The 20,750-nt window shown below is 62.3% G+C and carries 22 protein-coding genes; 7 read left to right on the forward strand and 15 right to left on the reverse strand.

Going from position 1 to position 20,750, the window contains the following annotated elements; all coding sequences use genetic code 11:
- The first annotated feature begins 17 nt into the window (after window positions 1-17).
- The 3 genes from OGV19_RS18310 to OGV19_RS18320 all read left to right on the forward strand — a co-directional run bounded on the left by OGV19_RS18310 (window position 18) and on the right by OGV19_RS18320 (window position 2,167).
- The gene (locus OGV19_RS18310) at window positions 18-1,442 is read left to right on the forward strand and encodes a gamma-aminobutyraldehyde dehydrogenase (RefSeq protein ID WP_264310042.1); all 1,425 of its coding nucleotides are present in this window, start codon (window positions 18-20) and stop codon (window positions 1,440-1,442) included.
- 141 nt (window positions 1,443-1,583) lie between these two features.
- Entirely contained in the window at window positions 1,584-1,838 is a 255-nt protein-coding gene (locus OGV19_RS18315; protein ID WP_264310043.1) for a type II toxin-antitoxin system HicA family toxin, read from the forward strand.
- Window positions 1,835-2,167, forward strand: coding sequence for a type II toxin-antitoxin system HicB family antitoxin (locus OGV19_RS18320; protein WP_264310044.1), 333 nt, complete (start codon window positions 1,835-1,837; stop codon window positions 2,165-2,167). Before OGV19_RS18315 ends, OGV19_RS18320 begins: the two co-directional genes overlap by 4 nt.
- A gap of 9 nt (window positions 2,168-2,176) precedes the next feature.
- Here the strand turns inward: OGV19_RS18320 and OGV19_RS18325 are convergent, their stop codons facing one another.
- The 3 genes from OGV19_RS18325 to OGV19_RS18335 form a co-directional block, all read right to left on the reverse strand.
- Window positions 2,177-3,283 carry an NADH:flavin oxidoreductase/NADH oxidase gene (locus OGV19_RS18325; RefSeq protein WP_264310045.1) on the reverse strand — a complete coding sequence of 369 codons (1,107 nt, stop codon included), beginning with the start codon at window positions 3,281-3,283 and terminating at the stop codon, window positions 2,177-2,179.
- A gap of 219 nt (window positions 3,284-3,502) precedes the next feature.
- On the reverse strand, window positions 3,503-5,212 hold the full coding sequence (recJ, locus tag OGV19_RS18330; RefSeq protein ID WP_264310046.1) for a single-stranded-DNA-specific exonuclease RecJ: 1,710 nt from the start codon (window positions 5,210-5,212) through the stop codon (window positions 3,503-3,505).
- A gap of 30 nt (window positions 5,213-5,242) precedes the next feature.
- Window positions 5,243-5,785 carry a YaeQ family protein gene (locus tag OGV19_RS18335; RefSeq protein WP_264310047.1) on the reverse strand — a complete coding sequence of 181 codons (543 nt, stop codon included), beginning with the start codon at window positions 5,783-5,785 and terminating at the stop codon, window positions 5,243-5,245.
- A gap of 131 nt (window positions 5,786-5,916) precedes the next feature.
- Between OGV19_RS18335 and OGV19_RS18340 the strand changes: the two genes are divergently transcribed.
- Together OGV19_RS18340 and OGV19_RS18345 are read left to right on the forward strand one after the other, a co-directional pair.
- A complete protein-coding gene (locus OGV19_RS18340; protein WP_264310048.1) occupies window positions 5,917-7,116 on the forward strand; it encodes a CaiB/BaiF CoA transferase family protein in 1,200 nt (399 codons plus the stop codon).
- A gap of 15 nt (window positions 7,117-7,131) precedes the next feature.
- Window positions 7,132-8,007: a TIGR02285 family protein gene (locus OGV19_RS18345; protein ID WP_264310049.1), complete on the forward strand. Its 876-nt coding sequence runs from the start codon at window positions 7,132-7,134 to the stop codon at window positions 8,005-8,007.
- Between the two features lie 139 nt (window positions 8,008-8,146).
- On the opposite strand, the gene OGV19_RS18350 is transcribed toward OGV19_RS18345, so the two are convergent.
- From OGV19_RS18350 to xerD, 6 genes are all read right to left on the reverse strand, one after another.
- Window positions 8,147-8,428 (reverse strand): DUF3509 domain-containing protein, encoded by a 282-nt coding sequence (locus OGV19_RS18350; protein ID WP_264310050.1) that lies wholly within the window; start codon window positions 8,426-8,428, stop codon window positions 8,147-8,149.
- Between the two features lie 79 nt (window positions 8,429-8,507).
- The gene (locus tag OGV19_RS18355; RefSeq protein WP_264310051.1) at window positions 8,508-8,924 is read right to left on the reverse strand and encodes an ANTAR domain-containing protein; all 417 of its coding nucleotides are present in this window, start codon (window positions 8,922-8,924) and stop codon (window positions 8,508-8,510) included.
- Between the two features lie 130 nt (window positions 8,925-9,054).
- Window positions 9,055-10,464, reverse strand: coding sequence for a threonine synthase (gene thrC, locus OGV19_RS18360; RefSeq protein ID WP_264310052.1), 1,410 nt, complete (start codon window positions 10,462-10,464; stop codon window positions 9,055-9,057).
- A gap of 58 nt (window positions 10,465-10,522) precedes the next feature.
- Window positions 10,523-11,827 (reverse strand): homoserine dehydrogenase, encoded by a 1,305-nt coding sequence (locus OGV19_RS18365; protein WP_264310053.1) that lies wholly within the window; start codon window positions 11,825-11,827, stop codon window positions 10,523-10,525.
- An 82-nt stretch (window positions 11,828-11,909) separates the two neighbouring features.
- Entirely contained in the window at window positions 11,910-12,671 is a 762-nt protein-coding gene (locus OGV19_RS18370) for a thioredoxin fold domain-containing protein (protein ID WP_264310054.1), read from the reverse strand.
- A gap of 153 nt (window positions 12,672-12,824) precedes the next feature.
- On the reverse strand, window positions 12,825-13,721 hold the full coding sequence (xerD, locus tag OGV19_RS18375; protein ID WP_264310055.1) for a site-specific tyrosine recombinase XerD: 897 nt from the start codon (window positions 13,719-13,721) through the stop codon (window positions 12,825-12,827).
- Window positions 13,722-13,789: 68 nt separating this feature from the next.
- Here xerD and OGV19_RS18380 point away from each other — a divergent pair, with 68 nt between their 5' ends.
- Complete coding sequence (locus OGV19_RS18380; RefSeq protein WP_264310056.1) at window positions 13,790-15,616, forward strand: cation:proton antiporter; 1,827 nt, start codon at window positions 13,790-13,792, stop codon at window positions 15,614-15,616.
- A 3-nt stretch (window positions 15,617-15,619) separates the two neighbouring features.
- Here OGV19_RS18380 and OGV19_RS18385 read toward each other — a convergent pair whose 3' ends face one another.
- The 6 genes from OGV19_RS18385 to ffh all read right to left on the reverse strand — a co-directional run bounded on the left by OGV19_RS18385 (window position 15,620) and on the right by ffh (window position 19,706).
- On the reverse strand, window positions 15,620-16,027 hold the full coding sequence (locus tag OGV19_RS18385; protein ID WP_027595723.1) for an acyl-CoA thioesterase: 408 nt from the start codon (window positions 16,025-16,027) through the stop codon (window positions 15,620-15,622).
- Between the two features lie 101 nt (window positions 16,028-16,128).
- The gene (gene rplS, locus OGV19_RS18390) at window positions 16,129-16,479 is read right to left on the reverse strand and encodes a 50S ribosomal protein L19 (protein WP_264310057.1); all 351 of its coding nucleotides are present in this window, start codon (window positions 16,477-16,479) and stop codon (window positions 16,129-16,131) included.
- Between the two features lie 42 nt (window positions 16,480-16,521).
- Window positions 16,522-17,274 carry a tRNA (guanosine(37)-N1)-methyltransferase TrmD gene (trmD, locus tag OGV19_RS18395; RefSeq protein WP_008094486.1) on the reverse strand — a complete coding sequence of 251 codons (753 nt, stop codon included), beginning with the start codon at window positions 17,272-17,274 and terminating at the stop codon, window positions 16,522-16,524.
- A 3-nt stretch (window positions 17,275-17,277) separates the two neighbouring features.
- Window positions 17,278-17,814, reverse strand: coding sequence for a ribosome maturation factor RimM (gene rimM / locus OGV19_RS18400; RefSeq protein WP_264310058.1), 537 nt, complete (start codon window positions 17,812-17,814; stop codon window positions 17,278-17,280).
- A 5-nt stretch (window positions 17,815-17,819) separates the two neighbouring features.
- Entirely contained in the window at window positions 17,820-18,071 is a 252-nt protein-coding gene (gene rpsP, locus OGV19_RS18405) for a 30S ribosomal protein S16 (protein ID WP_008094480.1), read from the reverse strand.
- A 258-nt stretch (window positions 18,072-18,329) separates the two neighbouring features.
- A complete protein-coding gene (gene ffh / locus OGV19_RS18410; RefSeq protein ID WP_264310059.1) occupies window positions 18,330-19,706 on the reverse strand; it encodes a signal recognition particle protein in 1,377 nt (458 codons plus the stop codon).
- 232 nt (window positions 19,707-19,938) lie between these two features.
- Between ffh and OGV19_RS18415 the strand changes: the two genes are divergently transcribed.
- Window positions 19,939-20,748: a cytochrome C assembly family protein gene (locus OGV19_RS18415; protein ID WP_264310060.1), complete on the forward strand. Its 810-nt coding sequence runs from the start codon at window positions 19,939-19,941 to the stop codon at window positions 20,746-20,748.
- Window positions 20,749-20,750: the final 2 nt, after the last annotated feature.

Consider the following 20,750-nt stretch of genomic DNA (forward strand, 5'->3'; position numbering starts at 1 on the left):
CCCTGGAGGAGTCCCCCATGCAAACGCACATGCTGATCAACGGTCATCTGGTCGCTGGCGACGGGCCAGCCTGGACCGTACTCAACCCCGCCCTGGGCAGCGCCCTGGCGCAGATTAACGAAGCCACCGAAGCGCAGGTCGACAGCGCCGTGCGCGCCGCCGATCTGGCCTTCGACAGCTGGTCGCAGGCCAGCCCCAAGGACCGCGCCCAGGCACTGTTGGCACTGGCCGACACCATCGAGCAACATGGCGAGGAACTGGCCCGGCTCGAATCGCAGAATTGTGGCAAGCCCTACAGCGCTGCGCTGAATGACGAAATCCCGGCGATCGCCGATGTCTTCCGCTTTTTCGCCGGCGCGGCGCGCTGCCTGGGCGGTTCGGCGGCCGGCGAGTACCTGCCGGGGCACACCTCAATGATCCGCCGCGACCCGCTGGGCGTGGTCGCCTCGATCGCGCCGTGGAACTACCCGCTGATGATGCTGGCCTGGAAGGTCGCACCCGCGCTGGCAGCCGGTAACACCGTGGTGATCAAACCGTCCGAACTGACGCCGCTGACCGCGTTGCGTCTGGGCGAGCTGGCCCAAGGCCTGCTGCCACCCGGTGTGCTCAACATCCTCTTCGGCCGTGGCCAAACCGTCGGCACCCCACTGATCACTCACCCGAAAGTGCGCATGGTGTCACTGACCGGCTCGATCCCCACCGGCGCGCACATCATCAGCGCCACCGCCGACAGCGTGAAGCGCATGCACATGGAACTGGGCGGCAAAGCACCGGTGCTGGTGTTCGACGATGCCGACATCGACGCCGCCATCGACGGCATCCGCACGTTCGGTTTCTACAACGCAGGCCAAGACTGCACCGCAGCCTGCCGCCTGTATGTGCAGGACGGCATCTATGAGCAATTCGTGCAGCGCCTGGGCGAAGCGGTGGCCAGCCTCAAGCCTGGCCTGCAGGATGCCGAAGACACTGAACTGGGCCCACTGATCAGCGCGCAGCACCGCGACAAGGTCGCCGGCCTGGTGCAACGCGCCATTGCCCAAGCGCATATTCGCCTGGTGACCGGCGGCAAGCCGATTGCTGGCGACGGGTTCTTTTTCGAGCCGACGGTACTGGCCGACGCCCTGCAGGATGACGAGATCGTGCGCAACGAGGTATTTGGCCCGGTGGTCTCGGTAACCCGCTTCACCGACGAGGCTCAGGCACTGGAGTGGGCCAACGACTCCAACTATGGCCTGGCGTCATCAGTGTGGACCCGCGACACGGGCCGCGCCCATCGCCTGGCGGCGCGCCTGCAGTATGGCTGCACCTGGGTGAACACCCACTTCATGCTGGTCAGCGAAATGCCCCATGGCGGGCAGAAGCATTCGGGGTATGGGAAGGATATGTCGGTGTATGGGCTGGAGGACTACACCTGTGTGCGGCATGTGATGATCAAGCATTGAACTGATGCGTTGATCGGGGTGGCCTCACCGCTCCCTCGATCAATGCCAATAGTCACATACAGAATTGTCCTTCAATGGCGATCTCCCCGCTCCTACATCCCATCCGTTGAACCTGGCCGAGTGGTATCATAGCCTGATACCATGAATAACCATCAAAAAAGTACGCTCGAGACGGTTCTCAAAAAACCGGTCTCCAAGACACTGGAGTGGGCCCGCCTGGAATCACTGTTGATCTCGCTTGGCGCTCGAGTGATTGAGGGAAGGGGCTCACGCGTTCGTTTTGAACTCAATGGAGCGGTTGCGACCTTCCACCGCCCTCACCCGGACAAGCACGCCAAGCCCTATCAATTAAGAGGCGCCCGCCAGTTCCTTGAGCAGGCAGGAGTAATACCATGAATGTCATGACCTACCGCGGCTATGCCGCTCGCATCGAATATAGCGACGAAGACCAGTTGCTGATCGGCCACGTTGCAGGCATACGCGACGTAATCGGTTTTCATGGCGAATCGATCCACGAGTTGCGCCAGGCATTCGAAGAAGCCGTTGACGACTATCTTGAAACTTGCGAACGCCTCGGCCGCGAACCGCAGAAAACCTACTCCGGTAAGCTCAGCTTGCGCCTGGAGCCCTCTCTTCATGCCAGCGTGGCAGCAAAAGCCGAGCTTGCGGAGAAAAGCATCAATCAATGGGTAAGCGACATCCTCAGCAATGCCGCTTACAGCTGAAGCTGCACGTCAATCCCGCAAATCCGACTCATGAATCGGGTTAGCCCGGCTGGTAGCCCGTTGATACTGCGCCGGCCAGGTGGCCTTGTTGCCGCCCAGGTCGTCGTCGGCATGCAGCGGCCAGTACGGGTCGCGCAGCAGTTCGCGGGCGAGGAAAATGACGTCGGCCTGGCCGGTACGCAAGATGTGCTCGGCCTGGGCCGGCTCGGTGATCATGCCCACAGTACCGGTAGCGATTTCCGATTCCTTGCGCACGCGTTCGGCGAAGCGGGTCTGGTAGCCGGGGCCGGTGGGGATCTCGGCGTTTACCGAGGTACCGCCAGAGGACACATCGATGAGGTCCACACCCAACCCTCTCAGGCGACGGGCCAGTTCGACGGTTTCATCCGGGTTCCAACCGTCCTCGACCCAATCGGTTGCCGATACCCGCACCAACAGCGGCAACTCGGCAGGCCAGACATTGCGCACCGCCTCAACCACCTGCAGGGTCAGGCGGATGCGGTTTTCGAAGCAACTGCCGTACTCGTCGCGGCGCTGGTTGCTTAACGGTGACAGGAACTGGTGCAACAGGTAGCCATGGGCGGCATGGATTTCGACCACCTTGAAACCGGCCTTCAAGGCGCGTTCGGTCGAGGCGACGAAGGCCGCGATCACGCCCTGGATCTCGTCCTGGGTCAGCTCGTGTGGCGGTGTGTGTTGCGGGTCGAAAGCGATCTTAGAAGGGCCTACTGGCTGCCAGCCTCCGTCTTCGAACTTCACACTGCCCTGTTTGCCCAGCCATGGGCGATAAGTGCTGGCTTTGCGCCCGGCGTGCGCCAGCTGGATGCCCGGCACGGCCCCCTGGGCGGTGATGAAACGGGTGATACGTTGCAACGGGGCGATCTGCCCGTCGTTCCACAGGCCAAGGTCTTCGGCGGTAATGCGGCCATCGGCGGTCACCGCCACGGCTTCAGTGATCACCAACCCGGCACCACCGACGGCGCGGCACCCCAAATGGACAAGATGCCAGTCGTTGGCCAGGCCATCGACTGCGGAATACTGGCACATCGGCGAGACCGCGATGCGGTTGGGCAACGTCAGCTTACGCAGGGTGTAAGGCTCGAGCAGCAGGCTCATGAGGGCACCTCCCAAGGACTCCAATGGTGATCCGGCCCGAACACTCAATTGCACGTCCGTGGCCCGGTACCGGTCATTAATCAGACTAGACCAGATTGGTAGGGGGGAAGGTTCCCTGGGGTTTGGCTTGATGGAGCGGCGCCTGTGAGATTGAGCGCCGCCCGCGCGGCGCTCGATCTCCGCCACACCACAAAAATCAAGGCGAACCCCGCGAGACCCTCAGCGCGGCTCCATGTGGGCAATCATCAACTGCACACTTTCATTGCCACGAAACTCGTTCACATCCAGCTTGTAGGCCAGTTCCACCCAGCGAACCGTCGGATTCGGCCACACCTCGCGGTCGATGCCGAAGGCAATGCCATCAAGCCGGACCGAACCACACTCGCTCTTGAGCACTACCTTCAGGTGCCGCTCGCCGACGACACGCTGCTCGACCAGCTGGAACACACCATGGAACAGCGGCTCAGGGAAATGCTGCCCCCATGGCCCGGCTTGGCGCAGGGCTTTGGCCAGGTCGAGGTGGAACTCCTCCACGGCCAGGCTGCCATCCGACAGAAGTCGCCCGGTAAGGTCTTCTTCGCGCAGCTGACGCCGCACTTCCTGGTCAAACGCCTCGGCAAAGGCCGGGAAGTTGCCCTCAGGCAGCGACAACCCTGCCGCCATGGCATGACCGCCGAACTTGCTGATCAGTTGCGGATGGCGCGCCGCCACCGCATCCAGCGCATCACGGATATGAAACCCTGGCACCGAACGTGCCGAACCTTTGAGCATGCCATCGCCGGCATCGGCAAAGGCGATGGTCGGCCGGTGGTAACGCTCCTTCAGGCGTGAAGCGAGGATCCCGATCACGCCCTGGTGCCAGTCGGCATCGAACAAGCACAAGCCGTAGGGCATGGATTCGACCGGCAGGTCCTTGAGCTGGGCCAGCGCCTCACGTTGCATGCCCTGCTCGATGGACTTGCGATCCTGGTTAAGGTCATCCAACTGCTGGGCCATGTCCTGGGCCAGGGTCGCGTCCTCGCACAGCAGGCACTCGATGCCCAGGCTCATGTCGTCCAAGCGCCCCGCCGCGTTCAAACGCGGGCCAAGGATGAAACCCAGGTCGGTCGAGGTGATACGCCGGTGATCACGGCGGGCCACTTCAAGAATCGCCTTGAGCCCCGGCCGAGCGCGGCCGGCGCGAATACGTTCAAGCCCCTGGTGCACCAGAATGCGGTTGTTGGCGTCCAGCGGCACCACGTCGGCGACACTGCCCAGCGCGACCAGGTCGAGCAGTTCGCCGATGTTCGGCTGTGCTTGCGTGTCGTAGCGCCCCAGGCTGCGCAGGCGTGCGCGCAAGGCCATAAGTACATAGAAGATCACCCCGACCCCGGCCAGCGACTTGCTCGGGAAGTCACAGCCCGGCTGGTTCGGGTTGATGATCGCATCGGCGTCGGGCAACTGCTCACCCGGCAAGTGGTGGTCGGTGACCAGCACCTTGAGCCCGGCCGCCTTGGCTGCCGCCACTCCATCGACACTGGAGATGCCGTTGTCGACGGTGATCAGCAACTGCGGCTGGCGCTGCAACGCGACCTCGACGATCTCCGGCGTCAGGCCATAACCGAACTCAAAGCGGTTGGGCACCAGGTAGTCGACGTGGGCAGCACCCAGCAAGCGCAGGCCCAGCACGCCAACGGTACTGGCGGTGGCGCCATCGGCGTCGAAGTCGCCGACGATGAGGATGCGCTGGCGCTGGTCGAGGGCTTCGACCAGCAGGTCCACCCCCGCCTCGATGCCTTTGAGCTGCTGGTACGGCAGTAACCGCGCCAGGCTCTTGTCCAGCTCGGCCTCGCTCTGCACACCACGGGCGGCATACAGGCGGGTCAGCAAGGGTGGCAGGTTACCCAGCAATGGCAGGGTCGACGGCAGGGGGCGAGGTTCGATACGCATGAGGTCTTCGGCAATCAGGAAAGGGTAAGGTCAGCCACGCTCACCGAGCAGCCACTCCAGCTGCACTTCGTGCTGGCCGCGGTCGTCGGTGACGAACACCGTGCCTTCGCTGATCATCACGTCCCACTTGATGCTGCGCGGCATGTCGGTGGCCAGGGTCTCCAGCACCTCCTGGGGGACTGCGGCGATGTTCAGGTTTTTCAGGCCCTTGACCGCTGGCACCACCTTGCCTTCCCACACGCGCAGGCTGCCGTAGGCCAGCAGGCTGGTGCGCTCGGTGCGACGGGAGCACCAGGTCAGGCGGTCGGCGTCGGGTTGGCCGACTTCGATCCAGTGCAGCACACGGTCGTCGAGGCTCTTTTCCCACAACGCCGGCTCATCGACATCCGACAGACCGCGACCAAACGACAGGTTCTCGTTGTACCAAAGCGCGTAGGCCAACAGACGAACGGCCATGCGCTCTTCGGTTTCCGAAGGATGACGAGCGATGGTCTGCTTGACGCTTTGGTATACGTTGCGATCGAGGTCGGTCAGATTCAGTTCGAATTTGTAGGTAGTGGACGGCTGGGCCATGTCGACGGGCTTCTTGCGCAAAGAAAAGTGACACAGTCTAACCGATCCTGCCCCTCGTTGCGCCGCGGCAGTATCTGCCGCTTCGGAGCTATGATAAAACCACGGCTCTGCCCAGTTGCCACGGATGCCCCATGTCTACGCCCAGCAAACCCCTCGCCGGCCTGAAAGTCATCGAACTCGGGACCCTGATCGCTGGCCCGTTCGCGTCGCGCATCTGTGCCGAATTCGGCGCCGAGGTGATCAAGGTCGAGTCCCCTGACGGCGGCGACCCGCTGCGTAAATGGCGCAAGATGTACGAAGGCACGTCGCTGTGGTGGTTCGTGCAGGCTCGCAACAAACAGTCTCTCACCCTCAACCTCAAGCACCCGGACGGCCGCGAGATCCTCAAGCGCTTGCTGGCCGAGGCCGACATCCTGATCGAGAACTTCCGCCCCGGCGTGCTGGAAAAACTCGGCCTGGGCTGGGATGTGCTGCACGCCCTCAACCCGCGCCTGGTGATGGTGCGCCTGTCGGGCTTCGGCCAGACCGGGCCGATGAAGGACCAGCCAGGCTTTGGCGCCGTGGGTGAGTCCATGGGCGGCCTGCGCTACATCACCGGCTTCGACGACCGCCCGCCCGTGCGCACGGGCATCTCCATCGGTGACTCGATCGCCGCGTTGTGGGGCGTGATCGGTGCCTTGATGGCCTTGCGTCATCGTGAAGTCAATGGTGGCCAGGGCCAGGTGGTGGATGTGGCGCTGTACGAGGCCATCTTCGCCATGATGGAAAGCATGGTCCCGGAGTTCGATGTCTTCGGTTTCATCCGCGAGCGCACTGGCAACATCATGCCGGGCATCACGCCCTCCTCCATCCACACCAGTGCCGATGGCAAACATGTGCAGATCGGCGCCAACGGCGATGCGATTTTCAAACGCTTCATGCAGGCCATTGGCCGCGCCGACCTGGCCGATGACCCCACACTGGCCACCAACGATGGCCGCGACCTGCGCCGAGACGAGCTCTACGGGGTAATCGACCGCTGGGCCAACAGCCTGCCGCTGGAGCAGCTCATGCAGGTGCTCACCGCCGCCGAAGTGCCGGCCAGCCGCATTTATTCGGCCGAGGACATGTTCAACGACCCGCAATACCTGGCGCGGGAGATGTTCCTGCAGGCCCGCCTGCCAGACGGCAAACCGTTCAAGATGCCGGGTATCGTGCCCAAGCTTTCTGAAACACCCGGGTCTGCCGAATGGGTCGGGCCCGCGCTAGGAGAACACACCGACGCACTGCTCACCGCCCTGGGCTACGACGCGGCCGCCATTGCCGGCCTGCGCGAAGCAGGCGCGGTCTGACGCCTGCCGCCGCCGATGCGAACTGCCCGCTGGTCACGCACCCTGCTTTTGCTGTGCGGGCTGCTGCCTGCACTGGCCGTGCCGCACGTCACTGCCAAAGAGCGCATATTGTGGCTGGTTCGAGACCTGCCGCCCTTCACCATTTTCGAAGGCCCGGAAAAAGGCCAGGGGGTCGTTGATCGCCTGCTGCCGCTGCTGATCGAACAGATGCCTGAGTACGATCACAGTATCGTGCGGGTGAACCGTGCCCGCGGCATCCAGATGCTTCAGGACCAGAGCAGCTTCACCTGCGACCCGACCCTGCTATGGACGCCGGAACGGGCCCGATACGTGCACTTTTCCATGCCGTCGTTGGGTGTGGTGAGCGGCGGCCTGGTGGTGCGCAAAGAAGGTGAGGCACTGGTTGCGCCGTTTCTTACCGACAACGAGGTCGATCTGCACGGCCTGATGAGCCATACCCCGTTGAAGCTCGGTATCGTCGCCGAGCGCAGCTATGGTACCCAGATTGACGACATCCTGCGCCAGTTGCCAGAGTCGGTGCTCAGCCGCCACTACGGCAACGATGCCACCGCCAACCAGTTGCAGATGCAGCAACTGGGACGCCTGCCCATGGTGATGGGGTACTGGCCAGAAGTGCGTTACCTGATCCAGCAGCAAGGTGGATCACTGGCTGACTACCATTTTCATCCTGTGCAGGGGGTGAAGCGCTATCAGTTTCTGCATGTGGGCTGCTCGGCCTCGGCACTGGGGCGCGAGGCCATTGCCCATATCGACCAACTGTTGCCCGCGCTGCGACGGGACACCTTGCCGGGGCTGTATGCACGGTGGCTGGACCCTGCGTTGCAGGAAGAGTATCTGGAACAGAGCAAGCAGTTTTTCAAACAACCGTAGCGCTCCAGAAAAAAGAAACCCCGGAACGCTGGGGAGGACGCCCGGGGCCAATCGAAAGCCCTGGAGGGCTTCCCGTGACAGCCTGCCACCACCGGAGCAAAGTGCTGGCTGGCTGCCCTTACGGTGTCTGATAACTCACTCAGGCAAAGGTTCCCTGGGGTTGCTGTCGCTGCTGCAACGCTGCAATCACACAGGGCTGCAAGCGCCCTTCGGCAATCTGCAGATCACGGTGCAAACCGTCCACCACGTCAATGAGCAGGCTTTGTTCCTGTAACTGGCGCAGGCTGACCGAGCGCTGCAGGGTGATGCCTGCCAGCTTGTCAAAGACGGTCAATTGGCGATTGCCACTGGCATCGGCAATGCCAAGGTGGGTTTGGTAAGGGGTCAGGGCTTCGTTCAGCAGTCTGCAGATTCTTTCCATCCGGATCACTCGCTGCGTGGTGGGCTATGGAGGTACTGACCAACAAGCGCAGCGCAAAGTTCGAGACGCCGCAGCTGTTTCAGTGAGCATGCGGGGCAGACGTGACAGTTTGAATACGCCCGCCCAGGCGCCCAAGCGCACGCTGCAGTTGCGCCATGGACAACGGCCAGGGGAGCTCGGCAACTACCCAGAAGCCCCGCTGTTTCGCTTCCTGAGCAAGGTTCTGCTGGCCGGGAGCTGCTTGGCCGACGAACAACAAACCCCGCAAAGGGCGAGTACCGGTAAGCTTTTTCAGGAGCGCAAGCCCCGCTCTTGTGGGCATGGCGTGGTCGAGGATGAGCAAGTCAGGGCAACGGTCTGCGTTCAGGCACGCGTGCAGGCCAACAGCCTCTTCGGTGATGCGCACATCGAAAATACCTTGGGCATTGAATGCCTGGTGCAGGAGGATTTGATGGGAAGGGCGTGCCTGGTGAATCAACACGTAGGGCCTGGACATGAGCCACTCCTGAGGGAAGGACTGGCAAATCTAGGCAACATTCCAAAACGCTTAAATAGGAAACATCTGAAAAATCTGGTGGAAATTTCGATAATCCAGGGCCGCCAAGCGGCCCCGGATATCAACGCGCTTAAAGCGGCTTACCGCGATTACCGTGTTGGCTGACAAAGTTCTGCACGGTCTTCAGGTCATTGGCCAGCACTGTGCAGCGCTCTTCGCGGCTGAACAGGTCGGCCAAGTGCGCAGGCAATTCCAGGGCTTTGCCAACGCCTGCTTTCTCTACCGCTTCCGGGAACTTGACCGGATGCGCGGTACCCAGCACCACCATCGGCGTGTCCAGGCTGCGGCGGCACTCGCGGGCGGCCTTGACGCCGATTGCGGTGTGCGGGTCGAGCACTTCGCCGGTGCTGGCGAACACTTCGGCGATGGTCTCGCAGGTCTGCTCGTCACTGACTGCCAGCGAGTCGAACAGCTTGCGTGCTTCGGTCCAACGGTCTTCGTCGACGCTGAAACCGCCACCCTGCTTGAAGTTGGCCATCAATTCGGCGATGGCGGCGCCATTGCGCCCGTGCAGGTCGAACAGCAGGCGCTCGAAGTTGGACGACACCATGATGTCCATCGACGGCGACAGGGTCGCGTGCAGGGTGTCCTTGACGTACTGGTTGCCGCTCATGAAGCGGTGCAGGATGTCGTTACGGTTGGTGGCCACTACCAGCTGGCTGATCGGCAGGCCCATGTTGCGCGCCAGGTAACCGGCAAAAATGTCGCCGAAGTTGCCGGTTGGCACCGAGAACGCCACCGAACGGGCCGGGCCGCCCAACTGCAGGGCTGCGTGGAAGTAGTAGACGATCTGGGCCATGATCCGCGCCCAGTTGATCGAGTTGACCGCCACCAGGCGGGTGCCCTTGAGGAACGACTGGTCGGCGAAGCTGGCCTTGACCATCTCCTGGCAGTCGTCGAAGTTGCCTTCGATGGCGATATTGTGGATGTTGTCGCCGAAGATGGTGGTCATCTGGCGGCGCTGAACTTCCGACACGCGTTGGTGCGGGTGGAGAATGAAGATGTCGACGTTGTCACAACGGCGGCAGCCTTCGATGGCGGCCGAGCCGGTGTCACCACTGGTGGCGCCAACGATCACCACGCGCTCGTTACGCTTGGCCAGCACGTGGTCGAGCAGGCGCCCGAGCAGTTGCAGGGCAAAGTCCTTGAAGGCCAGGGTCGGGCCGTGGAACAGCTCCATGACCCACTCGTTGCTGTTCAGCTGACGCAGCGGGGCGACTGCGGCATGGGCGAACTCACCGTAGGTTTCTTCGAGGATCTTCTTGAAGTCGGCATCGGCGATGCTGCCAGCCACGAACGGGCGCATCACGCGGAAGGCCAGTTCGTGATACGGCAGGCCAGCCCAGGAGGCGATCTCTTCCTGGGTGAAGCGTGGCAGGTTTTCAGGGACGTACAGGCCGCCGTCGCTGGCCAGGCCAGCCAGCAGGACATCTTCGAAATTCAGGGCCGGTGCCTGGCCACGGGTGCTGATATAGCGCATGGTGCAAACCTTCGATGCTGGGGCCGGAGCCGCGTGCGCGGCCCGACGGCATTATTCGTTAATTGAGCTGTTCAACGCGGATGCGCACGACCTTGCCGATCACATCCTGCAGGGCTTCCAGGGCAACGATGGCGTCGTTGATGCCTTGCTCGACCACACGATGGGTCAGCAGGATCATCGGCACCAGGCCGTCCTGTTCCTCGGCTTCCTTCTGCATGATCGACTCGATGTTGATACCACGCTCCGAGAGGATGCTGGCCACCTGGGCCAGAACACCGGGGTGGTCCTTGGCCTGGATGCGCAGGTAGTAGGCGCTTTCGCACGCCTCGATCGGCAGGATCGGGTGCGACGACAGCGAGTCCGGCTGGAAGGCCAGGTGCGGCACACGGTTCTCCGGGTCGGAGGTCATCGCACGGACCACATCGACCAGGTCGGCCACCACCGACGATGCGGTCGGCTCCATGCCGGCACCGGCGCCGTAGTACAAGGTCGAGCCCGCAGCATCGCCGTTGACCATGACCGCGTTCATCACGCCGTTGACGTTGGCGATCAGACGGTCGCTCGGGATCAGCGTCGGGTGCACGCGCAGCTCGATACCTTCAGCAGTGCGACGTGCCACGCCCAGGTGCTTGATGCGGTAGCCCAAGGCCTCGGCGTAGTTCACGTCAGCGGTGGTCAGTTGGGTGATGCCCTCGGTGTAGGCCTTGTCGAACTGCAGCGGGATGCCAAAGGCGATGGACGCCAGAATGGTCAGCTTGTGTGCAGCGTCGATCCCTTCGACGTCGAAGGTCGGGTCGGCTTCGGCATACCCCAGGGCCTGGGCCTCGGCCAGGACGTCGGGGAAGGCACGGCCCTTTTCGCGCATTTCGGTAAGGATGAAGTTACCGGTGCCGTTGATGATGCCGGCCAGCCAGTTGATACGGTTGGCCGACAAGCCTTCGCGGATGGCCTTGATCACCGGGATACCACCGGCAACCGCGGCTTCGAAGGCGACGATCACGCCCTTCTCGCGGGCCTTGGCAAAGATTTCGTTGCCGTGCACGGCGATCAGCGCCTTGTTGGCGGTGACGACGTGCTTGCCGTTCTCAATGGCCTTGAGCACCAGGTCGCGGGCGATGGTGTAGCCACCAATCAGCTCGATGACGATGTCAATTTCCGGGTTGGTCGCAACGTCGAACACATCAGCGGTAATGGGGGTACCGGTAATCTGGCAGTTCGGGTTCTGCGAGCGCATGGCGATCTGTGCCACTTCAATACCGCGCCCGGCACGGCGGGCAATCTCCTCGGCGTTGCGCTGAAGTACATTGAAGGTTCCGCCACCGACGGTCCCCAACCCACAGATGCCTACTTTGACCGGTTTCACTGTGAACTCCCCATTGAACGGCCGGCACCTGCGCCGACCGTGAAACATGCCGTCACCCCATGACGACGGCGTACTGAATTGATTACTTGGCTGCTTGCTGCTGGCCGGCCAGGGCCAGCTTGGCCACTTGCGGCGCCGGCTGGTAGCCCGGGATCACCTGGCCACTTTCGAGGACAATCGCCGGCGTGCCGTTGACGCCGATCGACTGGCCCAGCTGGAACTGCTTGCTGACCGGGTTGGCGCACTTGGCGGCCTTGATTTCCTTGCCCTCGACCATCTTGTCCAGCGCCGCACGGCGGTCGCTGGAGCACCACACGGCCTGCAACTGCTCATCACCCGGCGAGCCGAGGCCCTGACGCGGGAAGGCGACGTAGCGCACTTCGATACCGCGGCGGTTCAGCTCCGGCACTTCGGCGTGCAGCTTGTGGCAGTACGGGCAGGTGGTGTCGGTGAACACGGTGATGTGCGACTTGGTCTCGCCCTTGGCAGGATAAACCACCATCTCGGCGGCTGGAATGCCATTGATGAGCTTGGCAACACCCTGGCGCTCGGTTTTCTCGGTCAGGTTGACCGGCTTGCCGTCCTGGATCTGGTACAGGTAACCCTGCATGACGAACTGGCCGTCAGCACTGGCGTACAGCACACGGCCGCCCTGCAGCTTGACCTCATAAAGGCCGTTGAGCGGGCTACTGGCAACGCTTTCTACCGGCACTTCCAGTTCGAGGTTCTGCAACGACTTGCGAATGGCCTGCTCGGCACCGGCATTGCTGTCGGTTGCCGCGGCAACGGCAAAAGTACTGGCCAGCGCCAACGCGGCGGCGGCGAACATCTGGGTCACGCGCATGGGAACTCCTGAAGGCGGACAGGGGCCGGAGGGCGTCGCCTGCGGAAAAAACGCGGCGACCGTGCGGCCCTTGGTGCAAACCGCCCAAGCCTACCACAACACGCTAGCCGTGAAGGGGTCTGCGAGTACCGGTCGGCGGAACATGAAAATCATTCATCCACGCGGGTGATGCTGGGCGTGCAGCTGTTGCAGACGGGCCTTGGCCACATGGGTGTAGATCTGCGTGGTCGACAAATCGCTGTGGCCCAGCAGCATTTGCACCACGCGCAGGTCGGCGCCGTGGTTGAGCAGATGAGTCGCGAAGGCGTGGCGCAGGGTGTGCGGCGACAGTGATTTGTCGATCCCGGCCACCTGTGCCTGATGCTTGATACGGTGCCAGAAGGTCTGGCGGGTCATCTGTTCGCCGCGCAGGCTGGGGAACAGTACGTCGCTCGGGCGCCCGTTCAGCAGCTCGGGGCGGCCATCGCGCAGGTAGCGCTCCAGCCACACCACGGCTTCCTCCCCCATCGGCACCAGGCGCTCCTTGCTGCCCTTGCCCATCACCCGCAGCACGCCCTGGCGCAGGTTGACCTGGTCCAGCGTCAGGCTGACCAGCTCGGTGACGCGCAGACCACAGGCGTACAGGACTTCGAGCATGGCGCGGTCGCGCTGGCCGATGGCTTCGCCAAGGTCCGGGGCCAGCAGCAGTGCCTCGACGTCGGCTTCCGACAGGGATTTGGGCAAAGGCCGTCCCAGTTGAGGCATTTCCACCTGCAACGTCGGGTCGACAGCGATCATCTTTTCCCGCAGCAGGTAGCGAAAGAAACCACGCAAACCAGAGAGAAAGCGCGCAGTGGAACGCGGTTTGTAGGCTTGGTCGAGGCGCCAGGCCAGGTGATCGAGGATCAACTCGCGCCCCGCGTCGGGCAAGGCCACGCCCTGCTCCTGCAGCCAGCCGTTGAACAGCGCCAGGTCGCTGCGGTAAGAAACACGCGTGTTATCGGACAGGCCTTTTTCCAGCCACAGGGCATCAAGAAATTGGTCGATCAAGGGGTGGTCAAGGGCAGGCATGAAAACTCGGTGGCAAACGACGAAATGATGCTTAGTCTTTCATAACAACGCTGGCATAGGGAGCCCGCATGAACGAACAGCAGATCCTTCTCAGCGTTGGCGGCATCGGTGCCGCCGCCCTCGCCTGCCAGTGGCTGGCCTGGCGCCTGAAGCTTCCGGCAATCCTCTTTCTGCTGCTGACCGGCATCACCGTCGGGCCACTGCTCGGCTGGCTCGACCCGCAAGCCCTGTTCGGCCCGCTGCTCATGCCGCTGGTATCGCTGGCAGTGGCGCTGATCCTGTTCGAGGGCAGCCTGACCCTGCACCTATCGCAGTGGCGCGAAATCGGCAGCGTGGTGCACCGACTGGTCACCCTCGGTGCGCTGTCGACCTGGTTGGTGATCGCGCTGGCGACTCACTGGCTGCTGAGTTTTGACTGGCCGCTGGCAATCCTCTTCGGCACCTTGACGCTGGTGACCGGCCCGACGGTGATCGTGCCCATGCTGCGCGTGGTGCGCCCAAAGGCAACGATCGCCAATATCCTGCGCTGGGAAGGCATTGTCATCGACCCGATTGGCGCCCTGCTGGCCGTGGTGGTCTACAGCTTCATCATCGCCAGTGCCGATGGCAACGGCCTGAGCCAGAGCCTGAGCACCTTTGCCGGGGTGATCTTCTGCGGCAGTGCCCTGGGCGCCGCCGGGGGCTGGTTGCTGGGGCAGATCATGCGTGAGCAGTGGCTACCGGAGTACCTGCACAACCTGGCTTCGCTGGCAGCCGTATTGGGCATCTTCATCGCTGCCAACCAGATCGTCCACGAGTCGGGGTTGCTGGCAGTGACGGTAATGGGCATGTGGCTGGCCAACATGCGCGGGGTCGATGTGCGGCAGATCCTGCATTTCAAGGAAAACCTCAGCGTCTTGCTGATCTCTGGCCTGTTCATCCTGCTGGCCGCACGCCTCGACCTGCATGCCTTGCTCGGCCTGGGCCCGGCCGTACTGGCACTGCTGCTGGTGATCCAGTTGCTGGCGCGGCCGCTTAATGTGTTTCTGTCAACGCTGGGTTCCTCACTCAACTGGCGCGAACGGGCCCTGCTGGCCTGGATCGCCCCCCGCGGCATCGTCGCCGCAGCCGTTTCAGCGATCTTCGCCATCCGGCTGCATGAGGCTGGCCACCAGGATGCGTTGCTGCTGGTGCCGCTGACCTTCGCCGTGATCATTGGCACTGTGGTGCTGCAGAGCGCCACGGCCAGGCCCCTGGCGCGCCTGCTCAAGGTAGCGGAGCCCGCGCCCAGCGGCTTTCTCATCGTCGGTGCCAATGGGCCTGCTCGCACCCTAGGCAAAGCCCTGCAGCAATTGGGTTGCCGGGTGTTGCTGACCGATTCGAGCTGGGAAAACATCCGCGCCGCGCGCATGGACGGGCTGCCGACCTATTTTGGCAACCCGGCGTCGCAGCATGCCGATGCACACCTGGATCTGGTCGGCCTCGGTCATTTGCTGGGGCTATCCCCAGCCGGCGAGATCAATGCGCTGGCCTGTGCCCGCTTTCGCCATGATTTCGGTCACGGCCGGCTGTACGTGCTGGCCAGCGGCCTGGAGAAGCAGCGTAGCGACAAGCATCGCGCCAGCGAGGAGCACCGTGGCCAATTGCTGGGAGCAAGCCCGATGACCTATCAGCAACTGGCCGGCCGCCTACACCACGGCGCCGAGCTTTACAGCACAAACCTGACTGAGGGCTTTGACTGGGAGAACTACCAGGCGCTGCATGGCGAGCGCGCGCACCTGCTGTTCGCCCGTGACAGCCATGGCTGGGTGCATGTATCGAGCCCTGACATCCCGCTCACCCCGCAACCCGGCTGGACCTTGGTGGCGTTGATCGAACCAGCACCGGTCACGGACACGGTCACCTCGCAGGGGTGAAACTCAGGCTGCAGGCAGCACCGGCACCGGGCGCTTGTCTTCGTCGATGGCGACAAAGCTGAACACGCCATGGATCGCCCGTTCACGGCCATCCAGGTACATGTTCTCGACGAACACATCCACCTGCACCTGCAAGCTGGTGTTGCCCACCTTGATCACCGTACCCACCAGCTCGACGATCGAGCCTGCCGGGATCGGGTGCTTGAAGTCGATTCGGTCGGTAGACACGGTCACCAGTGGCAACCGGCAGAAACGCGTGGCAGCGATGAACGACACTTCGTCCATCCAGGCCAGCGCGGTGCCGCCAAACAGGGTGTTGTGGTGGTTGGTGGTGTTGGGGAACACCGCCTTGGTCACGCGGGTTACCGACAGTTCGGTGCGGCGCTGGATTTCCTGGTCTCGGGTTGTCATGTCTGGTCACATCGCTTTGCTTGGGTTTCAAAACGCAAAAAAGCAGCCCGAAGGCTGCTTTTTTTCTCGCAAGGCGGCCTGGGCCACCGGTCAAACTGCACTCAGGACAGTTTTTCCTTGATGCGAGCGGCTTTGCCGGACAGGTCGCGCAGGTAGTACAGCTTGGCTTTACGCACGTCACCACGACGTTTCACGGCCAGGCTGTCGATCTGCGGGCTGTAGGTCTGGAAGGTACGCTCTACGCCAACGCCGCTGGAGATTTTGCGCACGGTGAAGGCGCTGTTCAGACCGCGGTTACGCTTGGCGATAACGACGCCTTCGAACGCCTGCAGACGGGAACGCTCACCTTCCTTCACTTTAACCTGGACGATAACGGTGTCGCCCGGTGCGAAGGTTGGGATTTCCTTGCTCATCTGCTCGGCTTCGAGCTGCTGGATGATCTTGTTGGTCATGCTGTGCTCCTAAGATGGATACGTGATCCACCATCGATACGTTTAACTATCGTCCCGCTCGCGGAGATATTCCTCGAGCAGCTTCTTCTCTTCTCCAGAAAGCGAGCGACTTTCCAGAAGATCGGCGCGTCGTTCGAAGGTCCTACCAAGGGACTGCTTCATCCTCCAACGCCGGATATGTGCATGGTTGCCACTTAGCAACACGTCGGGAACACGCTGATCCGCATACACCTCAGGTCGGGTGTAGTGCGGGCAATCGAGCAGACCGTCGGTGAAAGAATCTTCCTCCGCCGAGTCCACATGCCCTAAAGCTCCGGGCAGCAGCCGCGTAACCGCATCGATCAGTACCATGGCCGGCAGCTCGCCACCGGAAAGCACATAGTCGCCAATCGACCACTCCTCATCGACATGAGCCTCGATAAAGCGCTCGTCGATGCCTTCATAACGACCGGCGATCAGGATCAACGACTCCTGTTCGGCCAGGCCTTTGACCGCCTGCTGAGTCAGCTTGCGGCCTTGCGGCGAAAGGTAGATCACCTTTGCCGATGCTCCGGTCGCTTGCCTGGCGCTAACCAGGGCGTCTTCCAGAGGCTTGATTTTCATCACCATGCCCGGACCACCGCCAAACGGCCGATCATCCACGGTATGGTGGCGATCTGTGGTGTAGTCCCGCGGATTCCAGCAGGTCACCTGAAGCAACCCCTGTTTCACCGCGCGGCTGGTAATGCCGTACTCCGTGATGGCCGAGAACATCTCGGGGAACAACGTGATGACGTCTACGCGAAGGTTACCCATCGTTTAGAAGTCCGCGTCCCATTCAACCCGCATCACGCCTGCTTCCAGGTCGATTGCCAGCACACATTGCTCCGTATAGGGCAACAGACGCTCGCGATCATCCAGGCTGCCTGCGCACGGCTTGACCACCATTACATCGTTCGCACCGGTCTCCAACAGGTGATCGACCTTGCCGAACAGTTGTTCGTCCTGGTTGATGACCTTCAAACCCTGCAACTGGTACCAGTAGTACTCGTCGACGGGCAGGTTGGGCAAAAGGCTCCGCGGTATGCAGATCTCGTAACCACTCAGAAGACGGGCTTCATCACGATCATCGAGGCCTTTCAGTTTCACGACCAGGCCCTTTTGGGAGCCACGACCGCTGACCAGCTCTACCTGTTTTACCTTGCCTTCGTGCTTGAGCGTCCAGCGTGGATAATCCAACAGGTTTTCAATCGGATCGGTAAAGGAATACACCTTCACCTCGCCGCGAACGCCGTGAACCGAAAAAATCTTGCCAACGACGATGAGGTCGTCAGCCTTTTCTGGCGTCGCGTTCATATATCTTAGGCAGCGGCCTTGGCAGCGTCCTTCAGCAGCTGAGCAACACGCTCAGACGGCTGCGCGCCCTGGCTCAGCCAGTAGGTGACGCGTTCTTGGTTGACCGACAGCTTGACTTCGGCGCCCGATGCGATCGGGTTGAAGAAGCCAACGCGCTCAACGAAACGGCCGTCACGGGCGTTACGCGAGTTGGTCACGGTCAGGTGGTAGAAAGGGCGCTTTTTCGAGCCGCCACGGGCCAGACGAATGGTTACCATGTGAACATCGTTCCTATAGTCGGTGCTGCAGTTGGTACTGCAGTCGGTGCTGCAAATCTGAAAGCCAAATAGGCACATGCGTGCCCAAAAGGCCGCATATTCTCGGGGAATACACGGACATTTGCAAATGACTTTTTCGGCAAGGCCTCGCCATGCCGTCCAGATCTGCCGGTTAAGCCACGGTTTTCGTGGCCGCTCCCCGCCTAGGCGGGGGTTCTGAGCGCCTATCCGATAAAAGACAAGCGCTCGGAATAGGGATTACAGCTTCGGCATGCCGCCGCCTGGCATCATGCCGCCAAGGCCGCGCATCATCTTGGCCATGCCGCCTTTGGCAGAGAATTTTTTCATCATCTTCTGCATTTGCTTGTGCTGCTTGATCAGCCGGCCGACGTCCTGCACCTGGGTGCCGGAGCCAATGGCGATGCGGCGCTTGCGCGAACCGCTGAGCAGCTCTGGGTCACGGCGCTCGGCCGGGGTCATGGAGTTGATGATCGCCTCCATCTGCTTGAACTGCTTTTCGGCCGCGCCCTGGGCATTGCCCATCTGCGACAGGTTGACCCCGCCGATGCTCGGCAGCTTGTCCATCAGGCCACCCAGGCCGCCCATGTTCTTCATCTGTTGCAGCTGGTCGCGGAAGTCTTCGAGGTCGAAGCCCTTGCCCTTCTTCAGCTTCTTGGCCAGCTTGTCGGCCTTGGCCTTGTCGATGGTCTGCTCGGCCTGCTCGATCAGGCTGAGCACGTCGCCCATGCCGAGGATGCGCGAGGCGACGCGGTCGGGGTGGAACGGCTCGAGGGCCTCGGTCTTCTCACCCATACCGATGAACTTGATCGGCTTGCCGGTAATGGCGCGTACCGACAGGGCCGCACCACCACGGGCATCACCGTCGACCTTGGTCAGCACCACACCGGTCAGCGGCAGGGCTTCACCGAAGGCCTTGGCGGTGTTGGCGGCGTCCTGGCCGGTCATGGCGTCGACCACGAACAGGGTCTCGACCGGCTTGACCGCGGCATGCAGCGCCTTGATCTCGGCCATCATGTCGGTGTCGATGTGCAGACGGCCGGCGGTGTCGACGATGACCACGTCGATGAACTTGAGCTTGGCTTCGCGAATCGCCGCTTCAGCGATGGCGACCGGCTTCTGGCTGATGTCGGACGGGAAGAAGGTCACGCCAATGTCGTTGGCCAGGGTTTCCAGCTGCTTGATCGCCGCCGGGCGGTAGACGTCGGCCGACACCACCATCACGCTCTTCTTCTTGCGCTCCTTGAGGAAGCGCGCGAGCTTGCCAGCGGTGGTGGTCTTGCCCGCGCCCTGCAAGCCAGCCATCAGCACCACGGCAGGTGGTGCGGCATTCAGTGCGAGGTCTTCGTTGGCCGCGCCCATCAGGCTTTCGAGCTCGGCCTGGACGATCTTCACGAAGGCCTGGCCTGGTGTCAGGCTGCGCGACACCTCGGTACCGACTGCACGTTCCTTGACGCTGTTGACGAAATCCTTGACCACCGGCAAGGCAACGTCGGCCTCGAGCAACGCCATGCGCACTTCGCGCAGCGTGTCCTTGATGTTGTCTTCAGTCAGCTTGGCCTTGCCGGTGACATGGCGCAGCGTCTGTGACAGGCGGTCGGTCAGGTTTTCGAACATGGTGATCCTTTCAGGCCCAGTAAAAGCCGAGGTTTGTCAGGCGCCCAAGGGGGAAATGTACACACCCTGGGCACAGCAAGGCGGCGATTATAGCGAAGTGCAGCGACGGCGCACACCTTGGTGGATAGTCGGTGACCAAACCCGCCGCTTCGCAGGTACTGTCCCGCAGTCTTCCTAGAGCAGCGCGATCTATGCCAAACTCCGTCTCTTTAAGGCTCGCCAACCAGGACTTATGTTCTCCTCACCCAGCCTCATCCCCAACCTGATCGCCGCCGGCCTTTATATAGCCGCGACCCTCTACCAGGGTTCGCACCTGGCCCAGGGCCGCAAAGCCGACAAACGCTTGCTCGGCCTGCTCGGCGCCCTCGCGGTGATCGTCCAGGGCGGTGCCCTGTTCTTCCAGCTGATCACCCCGCTGGGCCTGAGCCTGGACTTTTTCAGCGCCGCCAGCCTGATCGCCGTTGCGGTCATTACCCTGACGCTGCTGGCCTGCCTGCGCATCCCGGTAGAAAACCTGCTGGTGCTGCTGTTCCCGCTGGGCGCGGTCACCGCGTTGCTGGCCCAGTTCGCGCCCCCCGGTACCGTGCCGCTGGTCAACGAAGAACCCGGCATCCTTGCGCATATCCTGCTGTCGATCCTCGCCTACGGCCTGTTCACCATTGCCGTGTTCCAGTCGCTGCTGCTGTTGCTGCAGGACCGTCAGCTGAAAAACAAGCACCCGTCCGGCTTGATCCGCAATTTCCCACCGCTGCAAACCATGGAAAGTCTGCTGTTCGGCTTTCTCTGGGCCGGTTGGTGCCTGCTGTCGCTGTCCCTGATTTCTGGCTGGCTGTTCCTCGACAACCTGTTCGCCCAGCACCTGGTGCACAAGACCTTGCTGGCCTGCGTCGCCTGGGTGGTGTTCAGTGTTCTGCTGTGGGGCCGCACCCGCCTGGGCTGGCGTGGCCACAAGGCGATCCGCTGGACGCTGGCCGGTTTCTGCCTGCTGATGCTGGCCTATTTCGGCAGCAAGCTGGTTCGCGAATTCATCTTGCATATCTGACG

The sequence above is a fragment of the Pseudomonas putida genome (assembly GCF_025905425.1).
In the GTDB taxonomy this organism is placed as follows: Bacteria; Pseudomonadota; Gammaproteobacteria; order Pseudomonadales; family Pseudomonadaceae; genus Aquipseudomonas; species Aquipseudomonas putida_AF.

What these genes read in the sequence shown, in the direction of transcription:
- OGV19_RS18415 (WP_264310060.1), top strand. Translation starts at nt 19,939, where the DNA reads ATGTTCTCCTCACCCAGCCTCATCCCCAACCTGATCGCCGCCGGCCTT.
- OGV19_RS18385 (WP_027595723.1), bottom strand. Translation starts at nt 16,027, where the DNA reads ATGACAACCCGAGACCAGGAAATCCAGCGCCGCACCGAACTGTCGGTA.
- OGV19_RS18340 (WP_264310048.1), top strand. Translation starts at nt 5,917, where the DNA reads ATGTCTACGCCCAGCAAACCCCTCGCCGGCCTGAAAGTCATCGAACTC.
- OGV19_RS18345 (WP_264310049.1), top strand. Translation starts at nt 7,132, where the DNA reads ATGCGAACTGCCCGCTGGTCACGCACCCTGCTTTTGCTGTGCGGGCTG.
- OGV19_RS18350 (WP_264310050.1), bottom strand. Translation starts at nt 8,428, where the DNA reads ATGGAAAGAATCTGCAGACTGCTGAACGAAGCCCTGACCCCTTACCAA.
- rplS (WP_264310057.1), bottom strand. Translation starts at nt 16,479, where the DNA reads ATGACCAACAAGATCATCCAGCAGCTCGAAGCCGAGCAGATGAGCAAG.
- OGV19_RS18380 (WP_264310056.1), top strand. Translation starts at nt 13,790, where the DNA reads ATGAACGAACAGCAGATCCTTCTCAGCGTTGGCGGCATCGGTGCCGCC.
- ffh (WP_264310059.1), bottom strand. Translation starts at nt 19,706, where the DNA reads ATGTTCGAAAACCTGACCGACCGCCTGTCACAGACGCTGCGCCATGTC.
- trmD (WP_008094486.1), bottom strand. Translation starts at nt 17,274, where the DNA reads ATGGGTAACCTTCGCGTAGACGTCATCACGTTGTTCCCCGAGATGTTC.
- xerD (WP_264310055.1), bottom strand. Translation starts at nt 13,721, where the DNA reads ATGCCTGCCCTTGACCACCCCTTGATCGACCAATTTCTTGATGCCCTG.
- OGV19_RS18325 (WP_264310045.1), bottom strand. Translation starts at nt 3,283, where the DNA reads ATGAGCCTGCTGCTCGAGCCTTACACCCTGCGTAAGCTGACGTTGCCC.
- OGV19_RS18315 (WP_264310043.1), top strand. Translation starts at nt 1,584, where the DNA reads ATGAATAACCATCAAAAAAGTACGCTCGAGACGGTTCTCAAAAAACCG.
- OGV19_RS18310 (WP_264310042.1), top strand. Translation starts at nt 18, where the DNA reads ATGCAAACGCACATGCTGATCAACGGTCATCTGGTCGCTGGCGACGGG.
- OGV19_RS18355 (WP_264310051.1), bottom strand. Translation starts at nt 8,924, where the DNA reads ATGTCCAGGCCCTACGTGTTGATTCACCAGGCACGCCCTTCCCATCAA.
- OGV19_RS18370 (WP_264310054.1), bottom strand. Translation starts at nt 12,671, where the DNA reads ATGCGCGTGACCCAGATGTTCGCCGCCGCCGCGTTGGCGCTGGCCAGT.
- OGV19_RS18335 (WP_264310047.1), bottom strand. Translation starts at nt 5,785, where the DNA reads ATGGCCCAGCCGTCCACTACCTACAAATTCGAACTGAATCTGACCGAC.
- OGV19_RS18320 (WP_264310044.1), top strand. Translation starts at nt 1,835, where the DNA reads ATGAATGTCATGACCTACCGCGGCTATGCCGCTCGCATCGAATATAGC.
- rpsP (WP_008094480.1), bottom strand. Translation starts at nt 18,071, where the DNA reads ATGGTAACCATTCGTCTGGCCCGTGGCGGCTCGAAAAAGCGCCCTTTC.
- recJ (WP_264310046.1), bottom strand. Translation starts at nt 5,212, where the DNA reads ATGCGTATCGAACCTCGCCCCCTGCCGTCGACCCTGCCATTGCTGGGT.
- thrC (WP_264310052.1), bottom strand. Translation starts at nt 10,464, where the DNA reads ATGCGCTATATCAGCACCCGTGGCCAGGCACCGGCCCTGAATTTCGAA.
- rimM (WP_264310058.1), bottom strand. Translation starts at nt 17,814, where the DNA reads ATGAACGCGACGCCAGAAAAGGCTGACGACCTCATCGTCGTTGGCAAG.